The sequence below is a fragment of the Microtetraspora malaysiensis genome (assembly GCF_001528665.1).
GTDB classification, from domain to species: Bacteria; Actinomycetota; Actinomycetes; order Streptosporangiales; family Streptosporangiaceae; genus Microtetraspora_A; species Microtetraspora_A malaysiensis.
In genome coordinates this window covers 477,124-500,395 of record NZ_BBYJ01000006.1, presented here as the reverse complement: position 1 = coordinate 500,395, position 23,272 = coordinate 477,124, and the positions used below count along the sequence as shown (strand labels likewise).

At 72.4% G+C, this 23,272-nt stretch carries 22 protein-coding genes; 4 read left to right on the top strand and 18 right to left on the bottom strand.

Translation table 11 applies throughout. From position 1 onward, the window contains the following. Both AWQ71_RS07645 and AWQ71_RS07640 read left to right on the top strand, forming a co-directional pair. A complete protein-coding gene (locus tag AWQ71_RS07645; RefSeq protein ID WP_245658157.1) occupies nt 1-1,554 on the top strand; it encodes an MFS transporter in 1,554 nt (517 codons plus the stop codon). 154 nt (nt 1,555-1,708) lie between these two features. Beyond that, nucleotides 1,709-2,164: a DUF6220 domain-containing protein gene (locus AWQ71_RS07640; RefSeq protein WP_067128722.1), complete on the top strand. Its 456-nt coding sequence runs from the start codon at nt 1,709-1,711 to the stop codon at nt 2,162-2,164. 7 nt (nt 2,165-2,171) lie between these two features. Here the strand turns inward: AWQ71_RS07640 and AWQ71_RS07635 are convergent, their stop codons facing one another. From AWQ71_RS07635 to pyrG, 13 genes are all read right to left on the bottom strand, one after another. Continuing rightward, the gene (locus AWQ71_RS07635) at nt 2,172-2,819 is read right to left on the bottom strand and encodes a response regulator (protein ID WP_067128719.1); all 648 of its coding nucleotides are present in this window, start codon (nt 2,817-2,819) and stop codon (nt 2,172-2,174) included. Beyond that, nucleotides 2,810-4,057, bottom strand: a complete 1,248-nt coding sequence (locus tag AWQ71_RS07630; protein ID WP_067128716.1) for a sensor histidine kinase — start codon at nt 4,055-4,057, stop codon at nt 2,810-2,812. The genes AWQ71_RS07635 and AWQ71_RS07630 overlap by 10 nt, the downstream gene beginning before the upstream one ends. A 126-nt stretch (nt 4,058-4,183) precedes the next feature. Continuing rightward, nucleotides 4,184-5,605 carry a ribosome biogenesis GTPase Der gene (der, locus tag AWQ71_RS07625; protein WP_067128714.1) on the bottom strand — a complete coding sequence of 474 codons (1,422 nt, stop codon included), beginning with the start codon at nt 5,603-5,605 and terminating at the stop codon, nt 4,184-4,186. 85 nt (nt 5,606-5,690) lie between these two features. Continuing rightward, on the bottom strand, nt 5,691-6,338 hold the full coding sequence (cmk, locus tag AWQ71_RS07620) for a (d)CMP kinase (protein ID WP_067129052.1): 648 nt from the start codon (nt 6,336-6,338) through the stop codon (nt 5,691-5,693). Nucleotides 6,339-6,504: 166 nt separating this feature from the next. Beyond that, nucleotides 6,505-7,596, bottom strand: a complete 1,092-nt coding sequence (locus AWQ71_RS07615) for a prephenate dehydrogenase (protein ID WP_067128711.1) — start codon at nt 7,594-7,596, stop codon at nt 6,505-6,507. A 206-nt stretch (nt 7,597-7,802) separates the two neighbouring features. Beyond that, nucleotides 7,803-8,162, bottom strand: a complete 360-nt coding sequence (aroH, locus tag AWQ71_RS07610) for a chorismate mutase (RefSeq protein ID WP_066946862.1) — start codon at nt 8,160-8,162, stop codon at nt 7,803-7,805. Nucleotides 8,163-8,246: 84 nt separating this feature from the next. Further along, complete coding sequence (locus tag AWQ71_RS39955; protein ID WP_084258670.1) at nt 8,247-9,860, bottom strand: pseudouridine synthase; 1,614 nt, start codon at nt 9,858-9,860, stop codon at nt 8,247-8,249. Next, on the bottom strand, nt 9,860-10,450 hold the full coding sequence (gene scpB, locus AWQ71_RS07600) for an SMC-Scp complex subunit ScpB (RefSeq protein ID WP_067128708.1): 591 nt from the start codon (nt 10,448-10,450) through the stop codon (nt 9,860-9,862). Before scpB ends, AWQ71_RS39955 begins: the two co-directional genes overlap by 1 nt. Beyond that, nucleotides 10,437-11,261 carry a segregation and condensation protein A gene (locus tag AWQ71_RS07595; protein WP_067128705.1) on the bottom strand — a complete coding sequence of 275 codons (825 nt, stop codon included), beginning with the start codon at nt 11,259-11,261 and terminating at the stop codon, nt 10,437-10,439. The genes scpB and AWQ71_RS07595 overlap by 14 nt, the downstream gene beginning before the upstream one ends. Before the next feature lie 64 nt (nt 11,262-11,325). Further along, a complete protein-coding gene (locus tag AWQ71_RS07590) occupies nt 11,326-12,168 on the bottom strand; it encodes a ParA family protein (protein ID WP_305071596.1) in 843 nt (280 codons plus the stop codon). A gap of 152 nt (nt 12,169-12,320) precedes the next feature. Continuing rightward, entirely contained in the window at nt 12,321-13,232 is a 912-nt protein-coding gene (gene xerD, locus AWQ71_RS07585) for a site-specific tyrosine recombinase XerD (RefSeq protein WP_245658155.1), read from the bottom strand. Between the two features lie 35 nt (nt 13,233-13,267). Beyond that, on the bottom strand, nt 13,268-13,879 hold the full coding sequence (locus AWQ71_RS07580; protein ID WP_067128697.1) for an NUDIX domain-containing protein: 612 nt from the start codon (nt 13,877-13,879) through the stop codon (nt 13,268-13,270). After that, nucleotides 13,876-15,546: a CTP synthase gene (pyrG, locus tag AWQ71_RS07575; protein ID WP_067128694.1), complete on the bottom strand. Its 1,671-nt coding sequence runs from the start codon at nt 15,544-15,546 to the stop codon at nt 13,876-13,878. Before pyrG ends, AWQ71_RS07580 begins: the two co-directional genes overlap by 4 nt. 144 nt (nt 15,547-15,690) lie before the next feature. On the opposite strand from pyrG, the gene AWQ71_RS07570 reads away from it, so the two are divergent. Continuing rightward, nucleotides 15,691-16,380, top strand: a complete 690-nt coding sequence (locus AWQ71_RS07570; protein WP_084258669.1) for an acyltransferase — start codon at nt 15,691-15,693, stop codon at nt 16,378-16,380. Nucleotides 16,381-16,546: 166 nt separating this feature from the next. Here AWQ71_RS07570 and AWQ71_RS07565 read toward each other — a convergent pair whose 3' ends face one another. After that, the gene (locus tag AWQ71_RS07565) at nt 16,547-18,148 is read right to left on the bottom strand and encodes a phosphodiester glycosidase family protein (RefSeq protein ID WP_067128691.1); all 1,602 of its coding nucleotides are present in this window, start codon (nt 18,146-18,148) and stop codon (nt 16,547-16,549) included. Nucleotides 18,149-18,371: 223 nt separating this feature from the next. Here AWQ71_RS07565 and AWQ71_RS07560 point away from each other — a divergent pair, with 223 nt between their 5' ends. Next, nucleotides 18,372-19,526: an NAD(P)H-dependent flavin oxidoreductase gene (locus tag AWQ71_RS07560; RefSeq protein WP_067128688.1), complete on the top strand. Its 1,155-nt coding sequence runs from the start codon at nt 18,372-18,374 to the stop codon at nt 19,524-19,526. 46 nt (nt 19,527-19,572) lie between these two features. Here the strand turns inward: AWQ71_RS07560 and AWQ71_RS07555 are convergent, their stop codons facing one another. The 4 genes from AWQ71_RS07555 to AWQ71_RS07540 form a co-directional block, all read right to left on the bottom strand. Continuing rightward, complete coding sequence (locus AWQ71_RS07555) at nt 19,573-20,178, bottom strand: response regulator transcription factor (RefSeq protein WP_067128685.1); 606 nt, start codon at nt 20,176-20,178, stop codon at nt 19,573-19,575. Further along, nucleotides 20,156-21,328: a sensor histidine kinase gene (locus tag AWQ71_RS07550; RefSeq protein ID WP_067128682.1), complete on the bottom strand. Its 1,173-nt coding sequence runs from the start codon at nt 21,326-21,328 to the stop codon at nt 20,156-20,158. Before AWQ71_RS07550 ends, AWQ71_RS07555 begins: the two co-directional genes overlap by 23 nt. Before the next feature lie 98 nt (nt 21,329-21,426). Further along, the gene (locus AWQ71_RS07545) at nt 21,427-22,230 is read right to left on the bottom strand and encodes an ABC transporter permease (protein ID WP_067128678.1); all 804 of its coding nucleotides are present in this window, start codon (nt 22,228-22,230) and stop codon (nt 21,427-21,429) included. Next, complete coding sequence (locus AWQ71_RS07540) at nt 22,227-23,144, bottom strand: ABC transporter ATP-binding protein (RefSeq protein ID WP_067128675.1); 918 nt, start codon at nt 23,142-23,144, stop codon at nt 22,227-22,229. The genes AWQ71_RS07545 and AWQ71_RS07540 overlap by 4 nt, the downstream gene beginning before the upstream one ends. Between the last annotated feature and the right edge of the window lie 128 nt (nt 23,145-23,272).

The window sequence follows — 23,272 nt, the reverse complement described above, 5'->3', positions numbered from 1 at the left end:
ATGACCGCCTCCCCCTCGCCGGACGCCATGCCCGCCGCCGCCCCCGCGCCCGCCGCCCGCAGGATCGCGCTCGGCGTCGGCGGCACCGCCGTACTGCTCGCCGCGCTCGACGCGTACGTCGTGGTCACCGTGCTCATCGACGTCGCCAGGGACGCCGGGGTCCCGCTGAACCACCTGGAGCGGGCCACGCCGATCGTGACGGGGTTCCTGCTCGGCTACGTCGCCGCGATGCCGCTGCTCGGCGGGCTGTCCGACCGGTACGGCAGGCGTCCCCTCATCCACGCCTGCCTGGCCGGGTTCGCCGCCGGCTCGCTGGTCACCGCGCTGGCCGGGGACGTGCCCATGCTGGTCGTGGGCCGCGCGCTCCAGGGCGTCGCGGGCGGCGCGCTACTCCCGATCACGATGGCGCTCATCGGCGACCTGTGGGAGGAGCGCTCCCGCCCCGCGGCGCTGGGCGCGGTGGGCGCCGCGCAGGAGCTCGGCAGCGTCCTCGGCCCCCTGTACGGCGTGGCCCTCGCCTCCCTGATCCCCGCCGGTACGGCCTGGCTGGGCCTGCCGACCGGCGGGTGGCGGCTCATCTTCTGGGTCAACATCCCGCTGGCCGCCCTCGCCGCGGTGGCCGTCCAGCGCGGCGTTCCCGGCGGGCGGGCGCCGTACGGCGGAGCCAGGGTCGACGTCATCGGCGGCCTGCTCCTCGCCGCGGCCCTCGGGCTGCTCGTCGCCGGCCTGTACAACCCCTCGCCAGACAGCGGCGTGCTCCCGCCGTGGGGCGTGCCGTGCGTGGTGGCCGGGCTGGTCGCGGCTGTGGCGTTCGCCGTCTGGGAGGCCCGCTCGCCGGTCCGGCTGCTCGACCTGTCGGGGACGGCGCGGCGACCGGTGATCGCGACTCTCGGCGTGAGTTTCCTCGCCGGCGCCGCGTTGCTGGTCACGCTGGTGGACGTGCAGTTCACCGCGCAGACCCTGCTCGGCCTGGACACGGTGGGCGGCGCGCTCGTCCTGACCCGGTTCCTCGTCGCGCTGGCCGTGGCCGCGCTGCTCGGCGGCCTGCTGGCGGGGAGGTTCGGCGAGCGCGCGGTCGCCGCGTGCGGCCTGGCCGTCGCTTCCGTCGGCTATGTGCGGATCTCCCAGTGGCCGCTGGATCTCGCCTCGGCGGGCTCGCGCATGGACGTCGACCTGGTCGTCGCGGGGCTCGGGCTCGGCCTGGTCGTCGCGCCGGTGTCCTCCGCGGTGCTGCGGGCCGTACCGGCCGCGCGGCACGGCGTCGCCTCGGCGGCGGTCGTGGTGGCCCGGATGATGGGCATGCTGCTGGGGGTGGCCGCGCTGTCCGCGTGGGGCTTCCACCGGTTCCAGTCGCTCACCGCCCACCTCGACACGCCGCTCCCGATCGGGGTGGAAGCCGCCGAGTACGCCCGGAGGCTCGCCGAGTACACGGCCAAGGTGCACTCGGCGCTGCACGCGGAGTACACCGAGATCTTCCTGATCACCGCGGTGCTGTGCGCCGCGGGCGCACTGTGGGCCCTGCTCCTCCCCCGCCGGGCCGCCAGGCGGCCGTAGCCGGCCCCGGACGATCCCGGGACGGCCCGGAATCCCTCCCGGGCCGGAGGGACGTCGCACCCGTGCGGACGGGACACGGCGCAGCGCAGGATGAGCGCGATCGCCCCGTCCGCACGAACCCCCGGGGCCCCGTTCCACTCATCCGAGGAGCCCCATGCGCAAGGTCTACTACGGCTGCACGGTGATCCAGTTGGTCACCGTGCTCGTCCTCTTCTACCTCGTCACGTTCGGCGCGTTCGAGCGGCCGGCGCCGCTGCCGGGATCGGCCGGCGCGTTGATCGATTACCACATCATCGTCGGCGAGCTGGTCATCCCGCTGCTGTCGCTGCTGACCACGATCGTCGCGGCGATCGCCCGGGCCGGCGCCCGGCTGGTCACCCTGTCGATCACGCCGTTCGCGCTGGTCGCGATCCAGCTCTTCGTCGTCTTCTCACTCGCCGAGATGGCCGGACACACCGACGAACGGAGCACCACGGGCGGGCTGATCGTCCTCGGGTTCCACTCCCTCGTGGGGGTCGCCGTCCTCGGCGTCACCGCCGTCCTGGTCCACCGGGCGCGGGCGCTCGCAAGGGGAGCCGTCGCCGCCACGCCCGCGGCCGCACGCGCCTGACGGCGGCTCAGGAGCGCAGGTAGGCCAGCACCGCCAGGACACGGCGGTGCTGGTCGGTGTCCTCGGCGTACAGGCCGAGCTTCTGGAAGATGCCGCGCACGTGCTTCTCGACCGCGCCCTCGGTGACCACGAGCTGGCGGCTGATCGCCGGGTTGGACCTGCCCTCCGCCATCAGGCCGAGCACCTCGCGCTCACGCGGGGTGAGCGAGGCCAGGGGGTCGTCCCTGCGGCGGCGCACCATGAGCTGGGAGACCACCTGCGGGTCGAAGACGGTGCCGCCCCCGGCGACCCGGCGCAGCCCCTCCATGAACTCCTCGACGTCGACGACCCGGTCCTTCAGCAGGTAGCCGACCGCGCCCCGGGCGTCGGCCAGCAGGTCGTCGGCGTAGGAGACCTCGACGTACTGGGAGAGGATCAGCACCGGCGTGCCGGGCACCTTCTGCCGGACCTCGACGGCGGCCCGCAGCCCCTCGTCGGTGAAGGACGGCGGCATCCGCACGTCCACGACGGAGACGTCCGGCCGCAGCTCGACGACGGCCCGCACGAGATCCTCGCCCGAGCCGACCGCCGCCACCACCTCGCAGCCGAACTCCTCGAGGAGGCGGACCAGGCCCGCCCGGATCAGGACGGCGTCATCCGCCACGACTACGCGCACGGCACCTCCGCGACGATCATCGTCGGCCCACCGGCCGGCGAGTTTACGGTCAGTTCACCCTCGACCACGCGGACCCGGTCGGCCAGCCCGGCCAGGCCGTGCCCCTTGGCGACGTGCGCGCCGCCGACCCCGTCGTCGCCGATGGTGAGCAGCAGCGAGTCCCCGACCCTCATGAGGGACACCGCGCAGGTGGTGGCCCGGCTGTGCTTGGCCACGTTGGTGAGCGCCTCGGCGGTCAGGAAGTACACGGTGTTCTCCACCAGCGCCGGGAAACGCTCCTCGACCTGCACGTCCAGCTCCACCGGTACGGTGCACCGGCTGGCCAGGGCGGCCAGCGCGGGGGCCAGCCCCCGGTCGGCGAGGATCGGCGGGGCGATGCCGCGGGAGAGCGCCCGCAGCTCGTCGAGGGTGTCCCGGGTCGCGGTGATCGCCTGGCCGATGGTCTCGTGCGCCGCGGACGCGTCCCGCTGCAGCTCCCGCTGCGCCCGGGACAGCTCCATCGCCAGGTGCACCAGGCGCTGCTGCGGCCCGTCGTGGATGTCGCGCTCCAGCCGGCGCAGCGCGTCCGCCTCCGCGTGAACGGCCGCGTTGCGGCCCTCGGTCAGCCCCTCGATGCGCTCCTGCAGCTCCGCCACCCCGCTCAGCAGCGTCCGGCCCAGCGACGCCTGCAGTACGGCACAGCCCCGCATGACCGGGGCGAGGGTGATCGCGAAGATGAGCCCGATGATGATGTAGAAGACGCTGTCGGTGACGTATCCCGTCCCGAGCCCGAGCAGTTCGGGGAGCTGATGGTTGCCCGGGATGTTGGAGGTGATCCCGCCGTAGAGGGGGTACAGCAGGCCGACAAGCGCCAACGCCCACCAGACGATGGTCAGGACGAACGTCCCGATCGCCACGGGGAAGATCAGGAGCGCGTGCAGCGCGTCCAGCCAGGACTGCCCGCTCAGGACCGGATTGGCCGTACGGCGCAGCCAGCCGGCGCCCGCGGGCGCCTCCGGGTAACGCGGCCGGGACACCGGCTTTCCGAGCACGCCGCTGATCCGCACCCGCTCGATGTCACCGAAGGTGCGGACCCCGAGCAGGGTGGCGGCGAGCACCGGGATGCCGAGCAGCGTCACCGCCGTCCCCAGGCCGGCCGAGATTCCGACGATGAGCACGCAGAAAACGGCGACCGCGAGGGGGAAACCGATCAGCAGGTAGGCGGTGTCGGCGGTGAGCCGGCGCAGAGTACGTCGCATGTCAATCAAACTAGGATTTTCCGGACCGGCGGACGAGCCTGCCCACCGGCGTCCGGTTGGTAGGGCCAGCCCTACCAACCGGCTCGGCGCCCCCGCCGGTGTCGGCGGCGGGGCGCACCGAAGGGGTCACTTGCCCTTGCGCTTCTCCCGGATCTTCATCGTGACCTCGATCGGAGACCCGGCGAAGCCGAACTCCTCGCGGATCCGGCGCTCGATGAACCGGCGGTAGGTCTCCTCCAGGAAGCCGGAGGTGAACAGCACGAACTTCGGCGGCTCGCTGGACGCCTGGGTCGCGAACAGGATCTTGGGCTGCTTGCCGCCGCGCACCGGGGGCGGCGTCGCCTGCACCAGCTCGGTGAGGAACTGGTTGAGCCGCGCGGTGGGCACCCGCGTCCCCCAGGAGTCGAGGGCGCGCTCGATGGCCGGGGTCAGCTTCTCGACGTGCCGGCCCGTCTTCGCGGAGATGTTGACCCGCAGCGCCCACGGCGTGCGGACGAGCTGCCGGTCGATCTCCTTCTCCAGGTAGTAGCGCCGGTCCTCGTCGACCAGGTCCCACTTGTTGAACGCGACGACCATGCAGCGGCCGGACTCGATCACCAGGCTGATGATGCGCAGGTCCTGCTCGGTCAGCGTGTCAGAGGCGTCGATCAGCACGACCGCGACCTCCGACCGCTCCAGGGCGGCCCGCGTGCGCATCGCCGCGTAGAAGTCGGCGCCCTTGAGCTCGCGGTCGCGGCGGCGGATGCCGGCCGTGTCGACGAAGCGGTACGTCCGGCCGCCCAGCTCGACCAGTTCGTCCACCGGGTCGCGGGTCGTGCCGGCCATCGGGTCCACGAGGACCCGCTCCTCGCCCGCCACCTTGTTCAGCAGGGACGACTTGCCGACGTTGGGCTTGCCCAGCAGGGCGACCCGGCGCGGGCCGCTCTGCGCGCCGAACGTCTGCGGCGGCGTCTCGGGCAGCGCGTCGAGCACCACGTCGAGCAGGTCGCCGCTGGACCGGCCGTGCAGCGCCGACACCGGTTGCGGCTCGCCCAGGCCGAGCGACCACAGCCCGGCCGCCTCCAGCTCCATGAGCTGGTTGTCCACCTTGTTGGCGGCCAGCACGACGGGCTTGCCGGCCCGCCGCAGCACGGCGCCGACCGCCTCGTCGGAGTCGGTCACGCCGACACTGGCGTCCACCACGAACAGGATCACGTCGGCCAGCTCGGCCGCGATCTGCGCCTGCTCGGCGATGCGGAGCGCCATGCCCGTGGCGTCCGGGTCCCAGCCGCCCGTGTCGACCAGGGTGAACCGGCGCCCCCGCCAGGTCGCCTCATAGGTGACCCGGTCCCGGGTGACACCCGGCACATCCTCGACGACCGCCTCGCGGCGGCCGATGATCCGGTTGACCAGCGTGGACTTGCCCACGTTGGGCCGGCCGACCACGGCCACGACCGGCAGCGGCCCGGTGTCGGGCGCCTCCTCGGCCTCGTCTGCGGCGAGATCGGCGAGCTCGGCCTCGATCCAGCCGGCCTCGTCTCCGTATTCCCCCGTCACGTCCCTGCTCATCGCTTCCTCTCCCGATCCGGAGAGGATCAGGTTCGCTTCGTGCCCTCCTGCCCGTCAGGGCCGGGGATCCCGGCCCTTTCGGCGATCAGGCTCGTTCCTTGACCAGTCGCAGCACCTCGGCGATCACCTCGTCGAGGTCCAGCGGCGTCGTGTCCAGTTCGACGGCGTCCGCCGCCTTGGCCAGCGGGTCCGCCCGCCGGGTTGAGTCCAGTCTGTCCCGCCGCGCCATCTCGACCTTCTGCGCCGCCACCGTGGTGCCGTTCAGCTCGGCCGTGCGGCGGGCGGCGCGGGCCTCGGCGCTGGCGGTCAGGAAGACCTTGACCGCGGCGTCCGGGGCCACCACCGTGCCGATGTCGCGCCCCTCCACGACAATGCCGCCGGAGGCGAGCGCCCCGGCGATGATCTCGCGCTGCAGCGCGACCAGCCGGGCGCGCACCTCGGGGACGGCGCTCACCGCGGAGACCGCCCCGGTGACCGCGGCCTCGCGGATCGGACCGTTCACGTCGACGCCGTCCACCGTGACGCCCGGGGCGTCCGGGTCGGTGCTCATGACCAGCCGCGGGTCGCCCGCCCGGCCCGCCATCGCGTCCGCGTCCGCCAGGTCGACCCCCTGCTGGAGCATCCACCAGGTGACCGCGCGGTACATCGCGCCGGTGTCGAGGTAACGCAGCCCCAGCGCCCGCGCGACGCCGCGCGACGCGCTCGACTTACCCGACCCGGAAGGCCCGTCCATCGCGACGACCAGACCCGACACGATCGCTCCTCTGCCTCAAGAGCGCGTCAAGATGCACTCTGCCGTTGTCCGCCCCCGAGAGTACCGGCACTCGCCGATCCCCCGCGCATCGGCGGCGAGCGCCGACGATCACGGGACGGCCACGGCGCCAGAAGCCGGCCCCGCGTCAGGGCACCTGCCAGCCGCGGGCGCGCAGCGCCTTGGCCAGCCCGGCCGCCGCCTCCGGCTGGACGTACAGCTCGGCGGCGCCGAGAGGCAGCCCCGGCGCGTGCTCCAGCCGGATGTCCTCGATGTTGACCCCGGTCTCACCCGCGGCCTGCACCAGCCGGGCCAGCTCGCCCGGCCGGTCGCCGATCACGACCTGGACGACCGTATAAGTACGGGCCGGGCCGCCGTGCTTGCCGGGGATCCGCCCGGTGCCCACCACGCCGCGGGTCAGCAGGTCGGTCACCTCGGAGACGGCCGTGCCCTCCCCCGCGTGGCCGCGCAGCGAGCGCGCGGCGGCGGCGAGGTCGGCCGCCACGCGTTCGAGCACCTCGGCCACCGGTACGGCGTTGCCGGACAGGATGCCGGTCCACAGCCCGGGGTCGCCCGCCGCGATGCGGGTGACGTCGCGCACGCCCTGCCCGGACAGCCCGAGCGCCGTCTCCGACGCCTCGGCCAGCCGCGCCGCCACGGCCGCCGCGGTCACGTGCGGGGCGTGGGAGATGACGGCCACCGCCCGGTCGTGCTCGGCGGCGTTCACCGTGACGGCGTTCCCGCCGCACAGCGCCACCAGCTCCCGCACGGTCCGTACGGCGGCCGCCGACGTGCCGGAATTGGGGCACAGCGCCCAGGGACGGCCCAGGAACAGGTCGGCCCGGGCGGCGGCGGGTCCCGACCGCTCACGCCCGGCCAGCGGATGGCCCGGCACGAACGTGGCCAGGTCGCACCCGAGCTCCTCCGCCTCGCTCACCGGGAGCGCCTTGACGCTCGCCACGTCGGTGTAGCAGCGGGCGGCGCCGTTCTTCTGCAGGTCGAGCAGTTGCGCGGCGACGAACTGGGGCGGCACGGCGATGACCGCGAGGTCGGCGGTGACGCCGGGCGTCCACTCCTCACCCGCGCCAAGCTCCCGCGCCAGCCGTACGGCGGCGGGGTCGCGGTCGGCGAGGTAGACCCGCACGTCGCGCTCGCGCAGCGCCAGCGCGACGGAGGTGCCGATCAAACCGGTGCCGACAACGACAACGCTGCCGATCGTGCCGTCCTGGATGGGAGTCATGATGCTGCCCTACCGTGCCGTGTCGTGAGGGCCCCGGCTCGCGGGAGGCCCTCCAATCCCTGTCGCCAGGCTCCGTCGTACCCGAGGCGTTCCGTGCCGCCCTCTCCGGCTGCGATACCTGGCCCAACTTATGGTGCTCGCTTCACCCGAGCGGCGTGCCCGCCTCCCGGGGGCCCGGGCCGGCCTCGTCGGCTCCGCCGGGCGATCTACTGGGCGATGTCGACCCTGAGGGCGACCGCGCCCCGGAGATAGACGTGCTGGATCTCCTGCCGCGGCCGGTCGGTGGCCACGTGGGCCATCAACCGGACCACGCGCGGCAGGGCGCCCGGCACGTCGATCTCGCTCGCGCACAGCAGCGGCACGTCGTGGAAGCCCAGCTTCCGCGCGGCCAGCGCGGGGAACTCCGCCGTCAGGTCCGGCGTGGCCGTGAAGATCACGCTGATGACGTCGTCGGTGGTGAGCTTGTTGCGCGCCATCACCTCGGTCACCAGCTCGGTCGTCCCGGCCAGGATCGACTCGCGATCGTTGCCGTCGACCTGGATGGCTCCCCGGATCGCCCGCACCATGTCATCCCCTTCTCGTTCCACCGCGCTCCCGCTCCGCCGCTCTTTCCGCCGCTCGGGGGCGCCGCCGTCTGTCGTCCGGTCAGGCTACAGGCCGACCGCCGCGTAGAGGTCGCCGACCTCCTGCAGGGTGAGCGCGCGGACCGTGCCCGGCTTCAGCCGGCCCAGCTTGACCGGGCCGAACTCGATGCGGGCCAGGTCGAGCACCCGGTGGCCGGTCTCCTCCAGCAGGCGGCGGACGATGTGCTTGCGCCCCTCGTGCAGGACCACCTCGACCAGCGCCTGCTGGCCGTGCTCCTGAATGATGTGGAACTCGTCCACCTTGGCCAGGCCGTCCTCCAGCTCGATGCCCTTGCGCAGCACCCGGTGCAGGTCGCGCGGGATCGGACCCGGAACCTTCGCCCAGTACTTCTTCTTCACGCCGTAGCTGGGGTGGGTGAGCCGGTGGGCGAGCTCGCCGTCGTTGGTGAACAGCAGCAGGCCCTCGGTCTCGGTGTCCAGCCGGCCGACGTGGAAGAGACGCGGGGCGAGATCCTGCACGAAGTCCTGCAGGCACGGCCGTCCCTCGGGGTCCTCCATCGTGCTCACCACGCCGATCGGCTTGTTGAGCGCGAAGTAGACGAGGTCGGACGCGGTCGGGATGCGCTTGCCGTCCACGTGGATGACCTGCTTGGACGGATCGACCCGCGCGCCGAAGCGGCGGACGACCTGCCCGTCGACGGTGACGCGGCCGTCGCCGATCATCTCCTCGCAGGCGCGGCGGCTGGCCACGCCCGCCTGGGCGAGGACCTTCTGCAGCCGGTCGCCGCCGGGCACCTCGGTGGTGTCGCGCTCGTCGGTGTAGCCGGGCTCGTAGAAGTCCGGGTCCCGGAGCGGCTGCCGGGCGCTCTTGAACGGGTTCCCGCCCGCGGCGGCCCCGCGGCCGCCGGGCCGCCCAGCCGCCGGCTTGGCCCGGAAGTCGGGGCGCCCGCCCTCGCGCAGCTCACGGCGCGAGCTGTCCTTGCCGAAGCGGCCGCGGGAGCCGCCCCGCTCCCCGCCGCCGGTCCGGCCGATGGTCTGCACGTCGTCGCGGCGCTCACGGCGGTCGCGGCGCTCGCCCTCGGGGCGGCCGTACCGCCCGCGCGATCCGGACGGGCGACCGTCGCGCTCGCGGTCGTCGCGCCGGACGTCCCGCGGCTCACGGTCGCGGACGTCCCGGTCGCGGCTGTCCCGGTCACGGGCGTCACGCCGGCCGAAGTCGCGGTCACGTGAACCACGATCGCGGTCGCGGTCCCGGAAGTCACGGTCGCGATCGCGGGAGTCGCGGGAGTCGCGGGAGTCGCGGGAGTCGCGAGAATCCCGATCGCGGACGTCACGGTCACGGTCGCCGGCCGACCGGCCGAACCGCCCCGCGCGGAAGGAGTCCCGCTCGCCCCGGCCGGCCCCGGCGGGGCCGCGGTCGCGGGAGAACCCGCGGGAGTCGTCGCGCTCGCCGCCCCGACCGGGCTGGCGGTCGCCCGCGCGGAAGGACCCGCCGCGGTCGTCGTCGTTCCGGCGCTCACGGTCGCCGTATCTGTCAGAACGGGGTGCCTGGGAACGGAACCCGCCACCGCGTCCGGCGCGGAACCCGCCCTGGGATCCGCCTCGCGTGCTGCCGTCGCGCCCGCCGGTGCTCCGGCTCCGACCGCGTCCATCACCGGACGGGGTACGCCTGCTGTCCACTACTTCTGCTCCTCTAGGGTTTCCACATCGTCGGGGAGGAAGGGGGCGAGCTCCGGCAGTTCGCCGAGGTCCCGCAGGCCCAACCTCTCCAGGAAGTAACTCGTTGTCCGGTAGAGCACGGCCTGGCTCTCCGGATCGGTGCCGGCCTCCTCCACGAGGCCGCGCGCCACCAGGGTGCGCATGACCCCGTCGCTGTTGACGCCGCGGACCGCCGCCACCCTGGCCCGGCTGACCGGCTGGCGGTAGGCGACCACGGCTAGGGTCTCCAGCGCGGCCTGCGTCAGCCGCGCCTGCTGGCCGTCCCGGACGAAGCGCTCCACCACGGGGGCGTAATCGGCCCGAGTGTAGAAGCGCCAGCCTCCGCCGACCTCCCGCAGGTCGAAACCCCGCCCGGCCGCGGTGTATTCCGCGGCGAGATCGCGCAGGACGGCCGCGACCTCTACGGTCGGGCGCTCCAGGACCTGCGCAAGCGTCACCTCGGCGACCGGCTCGTCCACGACGAGGAGGATGGCCTCGATCGCCGATCGGAGGGGGCCTGGCTCGGCCGGAGCCGTCGCGTCCTCGACGCGCTCGGACTCACTCGGACTCATCGTCGGCCCTCTTGCCCTCTTCGTAGTCGTCGCCGACGGTCACGTCCCCGTCGGCGGCGCCGGTCCAGGTCACGTAGAGCTCGCCGAGGGGCTCCAGCTGCTCGAAGGAGACAGCGGCCTCCCTGAACAGCTCCAGGACGGCCAGGAAACGCGCGACGACCTCGTACGTGCCCGCGCAGTCGGCGGTCAGCGACCGGAAGGTGGCCGTGCGGGCCAGCCTGAGCCGCTCGACAAGGATAGCGGCCTGTTCGCGGACGCTGGCGAGCGGTTGGTACATGTGGGTCACGGAAACCGACGGCGGAGTCTTCGGCGTGAAGACCTTGACGGCGATCTTGGCCAGCCGTTCCGGGCCGATGCCGAGGATCAGCTCGGGCAGCAGGCTGGCGAACCGCTGCTCCATCGGGACGATCCGGGGGAAGCGCAGCGCCTCCTCGGCCATCCGGGCCGAGAAGATCTTCGCGACCTCCTTGTACGCCCGGTACTGCAGAAGCCGGGCGAACAGCAGGTCACGCGCCTCCAGCAGGGCGAGGTCCTCCTCGTCCTCGACCTCGCCGGTGGGCAGCAGCCGGGCGGCCTTGAGGTCCAGGAGGGTCGCCGCGACGAGCAGGAAGTGGCTCGTCTGGTCGAGGTCCCACTCCGGCCCCCGGGAGCGGATGTAGGAGATGAACTCGTCCGTGACCTTGTGCAGGGACACCTCGGTGATGTCCAGCTTGTGCTTGGAGATCAGCCCGAGCAGCAGGTCGAAGGGGCCCTCGAAGACGTCCAGATGCACCTGGAACGCGGTTGCGGGCTGCTCGGTCACGTCGCCCATTGTCCCGTACGGCGTCGCTCCCCGGGGACGGATCGGCCCGCCGGGCCGGGGTTTCGGGACGGGGTCAGACGCGGGCGGGCCAGCGCGCGAGCAGCTCGCGCGCCAGCTCCCGGTACGCGGTGGCGCCCATGGAGCCGGGGTCGAACTGGGTGATCGGCTCGCCCGCCAGGGTCGCATCCGGGAAGCGGACGGTGCGGTTGATGACGGTGTGGAAGACCTTGTCACCGAAGCCCTGCATGATCGTCTGGAGCACTTCCCGGGCGTGCAGCGTGCGCGGGTCGTACATGGTGGCGAGCAGGCCGTCGATCTCCAGGTTCTTGTTGAGCCGCTCCTGGACCTTGCCGATGGACTCCATCAGCAGGGCGACGCCGCGCAGCGCGAAGAACTCGCACTCCAGCGGGATCATCACGCTGTGCGCGCAGGTCAGCGCGTTGACGGTGAGCAGGCCGAGCGACGGCTGGCAGTCGATCAGGCAGATGTCGTAGTGCGGCAGCAGCGGCTCGAGCGACCGCTGCAGGGCGTACTCCCTGGCGACCTCGTTGACGAGCCTGATCTCCGCGCCGGACAGGAAGATGTTGCTCGGCAACAGGTCCATGCCCTCGACCGTGGTGTTGAGCAGGACGTCCTCGGTGGTGACGTCGGGCTCCTCCATGAGCAGGTCGTAGATCGTCGCCTCGAGCGGTCGCGGGTCGATGCCGAGGCCGACCGACAGAGCGCCCTGCGGGTCGAAGTCGACGAGGAGGACCCGCTGTCCGACCTCGGCGAGCGCGGCGCCCAGGTTGATCGTGGTGGTGGTCTTGCCGACACCACCCTTCTGGTTCACCATCGCGACGATGCGCGCCGGGCCGTGGGTCTCCGGCGGACTGGGCGTGGGGAAGACCGGACGCACCCGGCCGGTGGGTCCGATCTCACGGCCGGGGGGTCCCGCGGTCCACGTCGCATCGGTGGTCGCAGTCACCTTGATGAACCTCCCTGACGGTCACGAACTCGACCGAATTTAAAGGCTTGGCACGTATGCGGCAAGGCGCCGCGCCCTTGGACGCGATATTCGGCCGCATTTCAGCGCAGGGCACGCGGGTGGGCGGCCGCGTAGACCTCGCGGAGCTTGTCGACCGTGACCAAGGTGTACACCTGGGTGGTGGTCACCGAGGCGTGCCCGAGCAACTCCTGCACCACCCTAACGTCAGCCCCTCCGTCAAGGAGATGGGTTGCGAACGAATGTCGCAACATATGCGGTGAAACGCCGGAAAGACCGGCGCGCTCGGCGGCCTGTTGCAGGACCTCCCAGGCTCCCTGGCGGGTCAACCGGCCACCCCTGGCGTTCAGGAACAGGCCCGAGGTCCCCCGGCCGTGCGCGGCGATCTGAGGCCGCGCCCTGACGATGTACGCGTCGAGCGCCTGGCGGGCGAACCGCCCGAGAGGGACGATCCGGGTGCGCCCCCCTTTGCCGCGCAGCCGGACCTGGTCCTCCGCCCCGACGCCGAGCGACACGTCGTCCACGGCGAGGCCGACCGCCTCGGAGATGCGCGCGCCGGTGCCGTACAGCACCTCCAGGAGGGCGCGGTTGCGGAGGGCGAGCGGCGAGTCCTCGGGGCCGGAGGCGGCGATGAGCCGCTCCACCTCGGCGACCGTGATCGCCTTGGGCAGCCTGCGGAGCTGGCGCGGCGGGCGGACCTCGTGCGCCGGGTCGTGGCCGGCCACCCCCTCACGCAGCGCGAAGCGGTGCAGGCCGCGCACGGCGGACACGGCCCGCGCGGCCGAGCTGGCGACCAGCGCGGGGTGCTCGTCGTCGCCCTCCCGCAGCGCTGCCAGGAAGGCGACGACGTCGGACTCGCCCACGTCGGCGAACGTGTCGAGCCCACGCGACCGGAGATGGTCCACGTAACGCCGCAGGTCACGCCGATAGGAGGCGAGCGTGTTGGCGGCCAGGCCCCGCTCCACCGCCAGATGGGCGAGGTAGCTGGACAGCACGGCCTCCGTCTCGCTCAGGACGTCCCCCTACGGACTCAGGCCTCCGGCGCGTCGGCGGGGCGGAGCCCCTTGAACCCGTCGGCGGAGGCGGCGTACGCGGCGAGGATACCGGCGATGGCGGGGGAATTGTGGATCATTCCCGTCATCGCCTTCTCCACCGCCTCCCCCAGGGGAACCCACTCCACCGGCATGCCGATCTCCTCGTGCCGGTGGACGTAGTCGTTCTCCTCCTCGGGGATCGGCGACAGGTCGCGGGCGAGGAAGATCCGGATGCGCTCGTCGCACATGCCGGGCGAGGTGTAGATGTCGACCAGCGTGTGCCAGGTGCGCGCCCGGTAGCCCGCCTCCTCGGCCAGCTCGCGGGCGGCGCACTCCACCAGCGGCTCGCCCGGCACGTCCCTGATCCCGGCGGGCAGCTCCCAGAGCAGACGCCGCACCGGGTGGCGGTACTGGCGGATCATCAGCACCCGGTCGTCCTCGTCGACGGCGAGCACCGCCACCGAGCCCGGGTGCACGACATAGTCACGATCGGCCGTCTCGTCGCCCGGCATGCGGACCGTGTCGGTCCGTACGGAGATCACCCGGGCGGCGAAGCGCTCCTTGGAGTCCGTGATCTCCCACGACTCCGGGACATCCTCGATCTTCACTTGCTCCGGCCCGCCTTCACCGTGGTCCCACGCGCGTCGGCGTACGCGAGCGCGGCGCCGACCAGCCCCTTGAACAGCGGGTGCGGACGGGTGGGCCGCGACCGGAACTCGGGGTGGGCCTGGGTGCCGATGAAGAACGGGTGCTGGTCGTTGGCGAGCTCGGCGTACTCGACGAGGCGGCCGTCCGGCGAGAGGCCGGAGAACACCATGCCGACCTTCTCCAGGCGCTCGCGGAAGGAGTTGTTCACCTCGTAGCGGTGGCGGTGCCGCTCCTCCACCTTGGCCTTGCCGTAGAGCTGGCGGGCGAGCGAGCCCTCGGCCAGCTTGGCCGGGTAGAGGCCGAGCCGCATCGTGCCGCCCATGTCGCGCTCGCCGGAGACGACGTCCTCCTGGTCGGCCATGGTGGAGATCACCGGGGCGGCGGCCTCCGGGTCGAACTCGGTGCTGCCCGCGCCCTCGACGCCGGCCAGGTTGCGCGCCGCCTCGATCACCATGCACTGCATGCCGAGGCAGATGCCGAGCAGCGGGACGGCGTTCTCGCGGGCGTGCCGGATCGCGCCGACCTTGCCCTCGATGCCGCGCACCCCGAACCCGCCCGGGATCAGCAGGCCGTCGACGCCGTCGAGCTCGCGCGCCGCCCCCTCCGGGGACTCGCAGTCGTCGCTCTTGACCCAGCGGATGTTGACCCGCGCGTCGTTGGCGAAGCCGCCGGCCCGCAGCGCCTCGGTGACCGAGAGGTAGGCGTCGGGCAGGTCGATGTACTTGCCGACCAGGGCGATCGTGACCTCCTTGGCCGGGCGGTGCACCCGGCGCAGGAGCTGGTCCCACTGCGTCCAGTCCACGTCGCGGAACGGCAGGCCGAGCCGGCGCACGACGTACGCGTCGAGCCCCTCGGCGTGCAGCACCTTGGGGATGTCGTAGATCGAGGCGGCGTCCACGGCGGAGACGACGGCGTCCTCGTCCACGTCGCACATCAGGCTGATCTTGCGCTTGAGGCTCGTCGTGATCGGCCGGTCGGAGCGGCAGACGATCGCGTCGGGCTGGATGCCGATGCTGCGCAGCGCGGCCACGGAGTGCTGGGTCGGCTTGGTCTTCAGCTCGCCGCTCGGGCCGATGTACGGCAGCAGCGAGACGTGGAGGAAGAAGACGTTGTCGCGGCCCACCTCGTGGCGGACCTGCCGGACGGCCTCGAGGAAGGGGAGCGACTCGATGTCCCCGACCGTGCCGCCGACCTCGGTGATGACGACGTCGACGTCCGGGCCGGCCATGCCGCGGATGCGGTCCTTGATCTCGTTCGTGATGTGCGGGATGACCTGGACGGTGTCGCCGAGGTATTCGCCGCGCCGCTCCTTGGCGATCACGTTCGAGTAGACCTGGCCGGTGGTGACGTTGGCCGAGCCGTGCAGCTCGGTGTCGAGGAAGCGCTCGTAGTGGCCGACGTCGAGGTCGGTCTCGGCTCCGTCGTCTGTGACGAACACCTCACCGTGCTGGAACGGGTTCATCGTGCCCGGGTCAACGTTGAGGTAGGGGTCGAGCTTCTGCATGGTGACCCGCAGGCCCCGGAGTTTCAGCAGGCGTCCGAGGCTCGAGGCGGTGAGCCCTTTGCCAAGACTGGAGGCGACGCCGCCGGTGACGAACAGATGCTTGGTGTGTGCGGCGCTGCGCAAAGTGGCTCCCGTGGTCGTTGTGATCCCCAGCCGTCCAGATGGACGGCCGTCATGCCCACGGGCTCTCAGAATAACAAACCTTGTCCACTACGTGCACGAACCCGCCATAGCCCGCACTTCGACCGAGGAGTAACTTGTCCCGTTATGTCGATCGTGAAGCGCGCCGTGGGCCGTTTGCTCCACCGCGGCTGGGCATACGCGAAGGCGGCGGGGGCCGTCAGCCCGCTCTCTCCCGCGGACTATCGGTTCCGCCGCCTCGGTGATGGAGCGTGCCTGTCCTTCCCCGTCGGCGCGATCTTCGGCGAGGCGTGGATCGAGATCGGAGACCACACGCTCGTCGGGGAGCGCGTGTCGATCTCGGCGGGCATGGGACCGGGTGTCGACCTCGGCCCCGACTCCATCGTCAGGATCGGCCGCGGCTGCTCGATCGGCAGGGGCAGCCACATCGTCGGCCACCAGTCGATCGACATCGGCGACGACGTCTTCACCGGGCCGTACGTGTACATCACCGACCAGAACCACGTCTACGACGACCCCGAGACGCCGATCGGGCGGCAGTGGCCGCGCAACAACCCCGTCTCCATCGGCTCGGGCTCCTGGCTCGGCACGGGAGCGATCATCCTGCCCGGCACCCGGCTCGGCCGCCAGTCGGTGGTCGCCGGAGGCGCCGTGGTACGCGGTGAGTTCCCCGACCACTCCGTCGTGGCCGGGGTTCCCGCCAAGCTCGTCCGGACGTACACGCCGGAGGAGGGCTGGCACTCCCCGCGCCCCGGCGGCGGCCCGGAGGCGGCGCGGGACGAACCGTCGGTGCGCCTCCTGGCCTCGAACGAGTGACCGGCCCCAGGACGCCCGTACGACGGCCCTGAGCCGCCCTTCCCGGGCTCGCCGGCGCCCGGGGTCCGATCGCCTTTCCGGCGGTGCCGGCAGGACGTCCGGGCCATCGAGCGGCCCGGACGTCCACCGCGGCTCGTCCTCTTGATCGAGATCGGCCTCGCCGAGGTCAGCGCGTGCGCGGCAGGACCTGGATCGTGTCGCCGACGGCACGCTCACCGGCCGCGTCGGAGGGACGGTTGACCAGCTCGCCGTTCACCGCCATCGCGGTGGAGCCGCCGCCGTCCAGGTTCAGCGCCTGCTCCGCGCCCAGGGACTTCATGAAGGCCGCCGCCTCGGCGATGGTGAAGCCCTCGCTGCCGCCGCTGAGCCGGCCGTCCACGGTGACCAGCAGCAGGCGGCCCTGCCGGTCGAGGCCCGCCATCGTGCGCGGCTGGCGGGTGTTCGACCAGGCGTACCCGAAGGACAGGTCGGCCGGGTCGACGATGCCCTCGGCGGCGGCGTCGATGTTGATCTTGCCGTTCTCCACCAGGGTCGGGGCGCCGCTGACGATGGTGTCGCCCGCGCCGAGCTTGGTCTGCCGGCCGTGGGTGTCGCGGACGACCTCCTTCACGGAGATCTTCCCGCCCGTCACGGCGTGGCCGCCCAGCCAGTCGGCCGCCTGGCCGATGCCCTGGAGCACGGTCTGTCCGGGGGCGACGACGCCGCCCCGGTCGCCGACCGCCACCACACGGTCCTTGGCGTCCAGCGTCACCTGCCTGCCGGGACCGGCCGGCAGGCTGCGGCCGTACTCGGAGGTGAACTCGACCAGGTCGTCGGCCATGGTGCAGGTGACGTCCTGGCGCGCCTCGGCGGTGGGGCTCCCGCCGTCCTGACCGCAGTCCCGTACGAGTCCGGGGGTGCGGTTGATGCCCCGGACGGCGTAGGTCGAGCCGCCGGCCCGGGCGGTGACGGTGGTGGTCAGGTCGGCGATCCGGCTGTGCCGTCCGCCGCCGGTGAGGATCAGCGCGGCGCGCGACCCCACCGCCATCGACGCCAGCCTCCCGTCGTGGGCGCTGATGCCCGCCTGGATGCCCTGCGCCCCGTCCGCGTCGGAGGTGACGAAGAAGCCCCCGTTGACCCCCACCAGCGACCCGAGCTTGGCGGCCACCGAGGAGGTCGTCTCCCGCTGGGCGACGTTGCCGTCGTGGGTGGCGGTGACCGAGCCGTCGAAGGCACGCGGGTCGATGACCGCGACGTGGATGTTCTCCCGGTCGGCCGGCTGGTCCGCGTCGTAGCCGGTCCACTCGACCGCGGTGCGGAAACCGGCGGCGGTGACCTTCGCCGCCGCGCTCGCCGCCTCACCCTGGGTCGGGTAGGTGCCGACCCGGACGCGTACGCCCATCAGGCCGTGCGGCGTGTCGGTGTAGTCCGGCCAGTCGATCCCCGTCAGGTTCGGCTCGAACCCCGCGGCGCGCAGTTTGTCGGAGGTCTGCGCGGCCCACGTCTCCGTGCCGACCGCGGCCCATGCCTGAGCGCCGGTGAACCGGGCCGTGACGGGCGCCTGCACCGTGACGGCCCAGCTGGGCGCGGCGGTGGGGTCGGTGATGACGCCGGTACGCACCTCCACCCCCGGCGCGACGGTACGCGTCGTCCACTGCGCGGTGGGCGCGGCCTTCTCGGCCGAGGTGGAGGGGGCGTCCGCGGCGGCGACCGTGGTCATCGACAGCGGTGCCGTGGCGGCCGCCATGGCCGCGACGGCGAGGGTAAGCCGTGCTCGGCGGTTGTTCATTGCACATCCTTGTGACTCGATGAACGGCCGAAGGACCAGAAATATGGGGGCTTCCGACCGAAATGACCAAGTCGGGAGTCCAACGTGGCTGGGCGAACGACAGGATCTGATCACGGATGCGCACGTGGACGAATGGATGAACGCTTGGTGCCGGCGACGATCCGCCCGCCCTCCACAACCGCCGGCCCTGGACCGAACATCGTTCTGGGCGTAGGTTCGCGGCATGCGCACCAGGCTCACCGAGCGCTTCGGCGTGGAGTTCCCGCTGTTCGCCTTCAGCCATTGCCGCGACGTCGTGGCCGCGGTGACCAACGCGGGCGGGTTCGGCGTCCTCGGCGCCGTCGCCTACTCGGCCGAGCGGCTGGACGAGGAGCTGACCTGGATCGACGCCCAGGTCGGCGGCCGGCCGTACGGCGTGGACGTGCTGGTCCCCGGGAAGATCGACGCCGCGGCCGCCGCACCGGGCGCGCGCCTGCCCGACCTCATCCCGGAGGCGCACCGCGACTTCGTGGACCACCTGTTCCGCAAGTACGGCGTCGGCGCCCACAACGGTCCCGGCGAGATCGGCGCCGCCGGGGCCGGCAGCCCCGGGGACGCGGACGACGTAGGCCGGAGGGTCACCCACGAAGGCGCGACCAGGCTCATCGACGTCGCGCTCAAGCACCCCATCGGACTGATCGCCAGCGCGCTCGGGCCGCCGCCACCGGAGATGGTCGAGCGGGCACGGGCGGCCGGAGTCCCGGTCGCCGCGCTGGTCGGCACGGTCGAGCACGCGGCGCGGCAGGTGGCGGCGGGCGTGGACATCATCGTCGCCCAGGGCGCCGAGGCGGGCGGGCACACCGGCGAGGTCTCCACGATGGTCCTGGTCCCCCAGGTCGTGGACGCCGTCGCGCCGGTCCCCGTCCTCGCCGCCGGCGGCATCGCCGACGGCCGCCAGGTCGCCGCCGCGCTCGCCCTCGGCGCGGAGGGCGTGTGGTGCGGCTCCGTGTGGCTCACCACGGACGAGGCCGAGACGCCCCCGGCGGTGAAGCGCAAGATGCTCGCCGCGACATCGCGTGACACCGTCAGGTCGCGCTCGCGCACCGGCAAGCCCGCCCGGCAGCTCAGGTCCGCCTGGACGGAGGAATGGGACGGCGCCCCGGACAGCCCCGGGCCCCTCGGCATGCCGCTCCAGCTGCTCCTCGCCGAGGAGGCGATGGCCCGGGTGGGACGCGCCGCCGAAGCGGGGGTTCCGGGAGCGCGCGAGCTGGCGAACTACTTCGTCGGACAGGTCGTCGGCCAGATGAACCAGGTCAAACCGGCCCGCCAGGTGGTCTACGAGATGATCGAGGGGTACGCCGACGCGGTCGAACGGCTCCGCGCCGTCACCGACTCCTGACCGCCCGCGGCCTGCGGTTCGTCATCGACGTACCGGCCCACGTCCGTCAGATCCAGCCGGACTCGGCGGCGATCCGCACCGCGTCGGTCCGGTTGCGTGCGCCGGCCTTGGTGATCACGGCGGAGATGTAGTTGCGCACGGTCGCGGCCGACAGGCAGAGCTGTCCGGCGATCTCGGCGGTGGACGCGCCCGAGGCGACGGCGGACAGCACGGCCGCCTCGCGCTCGGTGAGCGGACTGACCCGGCTGCTCACGGCCGCGGCCGCCAACCCGGAGTCGATGGCCTGCTCCCCCGCCGCGACCCTGCGGATGCTCTCGGCCAGCCGTTCCGTGGGCGCGTCCTTGAGCATGAACCCGGACGCCCCCGCGTCGAGGGCGCGCCTGAGGTGGCCGGTCTGCGCCATGCCGGTGAGGATCAGCACCCGGCACTCGGGCAGGGCGCTCCTGAGTCGCATGGTGGCGCCGATGCCGTCGAGGCCCGGCATCTCGATGTCGATGACCGCGACGTCCGGCCGCGTCGCGAGCGCCTGGGACACCACCCGGTTGCCTCGCGCGGCCTCGCCGACCACCTTTATGTCGCCGGTGAGGTTCAGCAGGGCGACGAGCGCGCCCCGGACGACGCCGTGGTCCTCAGCCAGCAGTACGCGAATCACCGACGGCTGTCCTCTCCGATCCCTGTTCCGCCGGCAGGGCGACTCTCACCGAGAAGCCGCCCGCCCCGTCCCCGCCCGCGACGAGTTCCCCACCCATCCGCTCCACCCGTTTCCTCAGTCCGTGAAGCCCGCTTCCCCGTCCCGGCCCGGAGCCGCCCTCCGGGGGCACGCCGTCATTGGACAGCCGCAGGAGTATCAGGCCGTTCACCTCGGCCAGCTCGATGCCGCAGACCCGCGCCGAGCTGTGTCGCACGATGTTGGTGGCCGCTTCCCTGACGACCCGGGCCAGTACGGCGCCGATCTCGGAGTCGACCTCGCTGATCCCGGTATGGAGCGCGCACCGCGCGCCGGACAGCTCCAGCAGGGCGACCGCCGCGGACAGCTCCGCCCCGAGGTCGAGGTTCGACCGCGCGTCCACCACGCCCTTCACCTCGGTCCGCGCGTCGCGGGTGATCTCCATCATCGCCTCGAGCTCCGGGCGGACCCGGCTGCGGTCCACGTCCACCAGCGTGAGCGCCAGCTCCAACTTCAGCGTGATCGAGGTCAGAGTCTGCCCGAGCAGGTCGTGCAGCTCCCGCGCCACGCGAAGCCGGTCCTGGCAGAGCGCCGCCTCGGCGAGCGAGTTCCGCAGTTCACGCAGTTCCCGTACAAACCTGGCGTAGTGAACGACCCCGAACTGGACGACAGCCGTGGCGAGCACGTTGACCGTGCCGAAGAGCACCTCGGACGGCCCCTTTCCCAGCAGCGTCAAGCCGATGACCTGCGCCAACGTCACCACCATGAGCATGGCGGCGGCGCCGCGGACCGGCAGCATCAGCATCGCCGCGGCCCCGGCTATGCTCGGCATGTAGATCCACATCTCCGTGAAGACCGGCCAGAGGCCGTAGACGACGGCCACGATCGCCCAGAGAGACCACACCCGCGCCCGCCCCTGGGGCACCCCCGCGACGTGGCGATGGACGGCCCGGCCGTAGAGCACCAGCAGACCGGACAGGATCGCGCCGGCGGCCAAGGCGGGCAGCCCCCCGCCGGCGAGCAGGTAGGTGACGGGCACGGTGCTCCACAGGACCGCGGTGACCGCGATCACCACCCCCGTCAGCCGCCTGATCTGCGCATCGTTCGCGGAGGCGGGCCGCTGTTCCTCTGCCACAGAAGTCTCCGGACGTCCGGGTAGGCCACGACGTATCCCCAATCGTGACAAAGCCCGCCTTCTCGATCAACCGCCCGCGCCGAGGGGGCCGGCCGCGGTCAGCCGCGCCGGGGCTCCCACCTGAACCACCTCTTCCCGGCCCACAGCGCGGCGATCAGCCACGCGGCCAGCACCAGCCAGCCGGACCCCATGACCTGGAATCCCTCCAGCACGCCAACCTCGGGTGGGACGGCCGAGCCTGTCTGGTGCACGAAGTCCCGGCCAACGTAGGCGGTGCGTATCCCCTGCGCGATCGGCGTGATCGGCAGGACGGCGGCGACCGCGCGCAGCCAGCCGGGGAACTCCGAGACCGGGTACGCGAACCCGGAGAAGCCGATCGTGAGGAGCAGAACCGGCATGCTCACCATTACGGTCGTCCCCTGTCCGGGGACGCGGCCGCTCGCGGCGACGGCCAGCGCGGCGAACACCGCCAGCCCGGCGATCAGGGTGACCACGAGCAGGGCGGGATCGGCCGGCAGATCGATGCCGTGCAGCAGCTTCGCCATGGCGATGAGCAGCACCAGCTGAAGGAGGCCGACCGCGATCACCGTGAGGATCTCCCCGCCGAAGATGGCCAGGTCGGGCAGCTCAGTGCCGCGCAGCCGCTTGAGTATCAGCGCCTGCCGCCTGCTGACGAGCGCCTCCACCAGATTCAGGAACCCGGTCATCGCCACCACCATCACGATGACTCCGGTGACCATGTAGACACTCATCGTCGCGCCGCCCACCTCGCCATCCGGCATGATGAGCGGCATCAACCCCCCGAACAGCAGCGGCAGGCCGAACGCGACGACGACGGAGGCCGGGGTCCGCCAGAAGATCTTCTGGCGGAGCAGGAACTGGGAGAGCGTGTACGCCTTCACTGCCGTGCCTCCCGTCGGGCCGGATCGGCGATGTCGAGGAAGACCTCTTCCAGGGTGGCCTGGCGGACGTCCAGGCCGGTGATCTTGACGCCGTGCGCATGGGCCCAGGCGAGCACGGTGTGCGCCACGGCCTCCGGGTCGGGCGTGACGACCACGCAGCGCCGTCCCTGGCTCGTCAGGGTGGCCTCCAGACCGAGGGACAGGCCGTCCGGCCGCACGCCCTCGGGCAACTCGAAGCCGACCCGCCCCGTGCCTCGGCCGAGCACCTCGGCCATCGTTCCGTAGGCCACGATCCGGCCCTTGTCCATGATCGCCACCCTGGCGGCGAGGTCCTGCGCCTCCTCCAGATAGTGCGTGGTCAGCAGCACGCCGGTCCCGCCCGCGGCGAGGTCGGCGACGAGGTCGCGTACCCGGTGGCGGGCCTCGGCGTCGAGGCCCGAAGTCGGTTCGTCGAGGAACAGCAGCTCCGGACGGCCCAGGACGGCGAGGGCGATGTCCAGCTTGCGCCTCTCGCCGCCGGACATGTCTTTGACCCTGGTACGCGACCGATCGGTGAGCCCCACCATGTCGAGCGCCTCGTCAGTGCTCCGCGCACCGGAGGTGAACCGGCGCCAGGCGTTCACCGTCTCCGCCGCCGACAGCTCTCCGAACAGACCGGACTCCTGCAGGACCAGGCCGGTCCTGGCGCGCAGCGCCCGGCGGTCGGACGGGTCGTGGCCGAGAACCGTGGCGGTCCCGCCGGATGGCTTGAGGTACCCCTCGAGTATCTCGATCGTGGTCGTCTTGCCCGCGCCGTTCGTGCCGAGCAGCGCGAACACCTCGCCCCTCATCACCTCGAACGAGATCCCGTCGACGGCGGTGAAGTCGCCGTAGCGCTTCCGCAGCCCGGCGACCTCGATCACCGTCTCGCCCATACTCACCTCCGGGTTCGCGCGGCGCCGCCTGCGGCTTCGCCGTCAGGAGCCGCCGGATCCCACGGTCCACGCGGTGAGCGCCGACCCCGCGCGAGGTGACGATGATCAAGACGTCAGGCTCCGCCGCC

Bases quoted from the DNA above. Each gene is read 5' to 3' on its own strand.
- AWQ71_RS07630 (WP_067128716.1), bottom strand. From the start codon at position 4,057: ATGCGACGTACTCTGCGCCGGCTCACCGCCGACACCGCCTACCTGCTG.
- AWQ71_RS07615 (WP_067128711.1), bottom strand. From the start codon at position 7,596: ATGACTCCCATCCAGGACGGCACGATCGGCAGCGTTGTCGTTGTCGGC.
- AWQ71_RS07645 (WP_245658157.1), top strand. From the start codon at position 1: ATGACCGCCTCCCCCTCGCCGGACGCCATGCCCGCCGCCGCCCCCGCG.
- der (WP_067128714.1), bottom strand. From the start codon at position 5,605: ATGAGCAGGGACGTGACGGGGGAATACGGAGACGAGGCCGGCTGGATC.
- AWQ71_RS07565 (WP_067128691.1), bottom strand. From the start codon at position 18,148: ATGAACAACCGCCGAGCACGGCTTACCCTCGCCGTCGCGGCCATGGCG.
- AWQ71_RS07595 (WP_067128705.1), bottom strand. From the start codon at position 11,261: ATGGGCGACGTGACCGAGCAGCCCGCAACCGCGTTCCAGGTGCATCTG.
- AWQ71_RS07540 (WP_067128675.1), bottom strand. From the start codon at position 23,144: ATGGGCGAGACGGTGATCGAGGTCGCCGGGCTGCGGAAGCGCTACGGC.
- AWQ71_RS07640 (WP_067128722.1), top strand. From the start codon at position 1,709: ATGCGCAAGGTCTACTACGGCTGCACGGTGATCCAGTTGGTCACCGTG.
- scpB (WP_067128708.1), bottom strand. From the start codon at position 10,450: ATGAGTCCGAGTGAGTCCGAGCGCGTCGAGGACGCGACGGCTCCGGCC.
- cmk (WP_067129052.1), bottom strand. From the start codon at position 6,338: ATGGACGGGCCTTCCGGGTCGGGTAAGTCGAGCGCGTCGCGCGGCGTC.
- aroH (WP_066946862.1), bottom strand. From the start codon at position 8,162: ATGGTGCGGGCGATCCGGGGAGCCATCCAGGTCGACGGCAACGATCGC.
- AWQ71_RS07570 (WP_084258669.1), top strand. From the start codon at position 15,691: ATGTCGATCGTGAAGCGCGCCGTGGGCCGTTTGCTCCACCGCGGCTGG.
- AWQ71_RS07560 (WP_067128688.1), top strand. From the start codon at position 18,372: ATGCGCACCAGGCTCACCGAGCGCTTCGGCGTGGAGTTCCCGCTGTTC.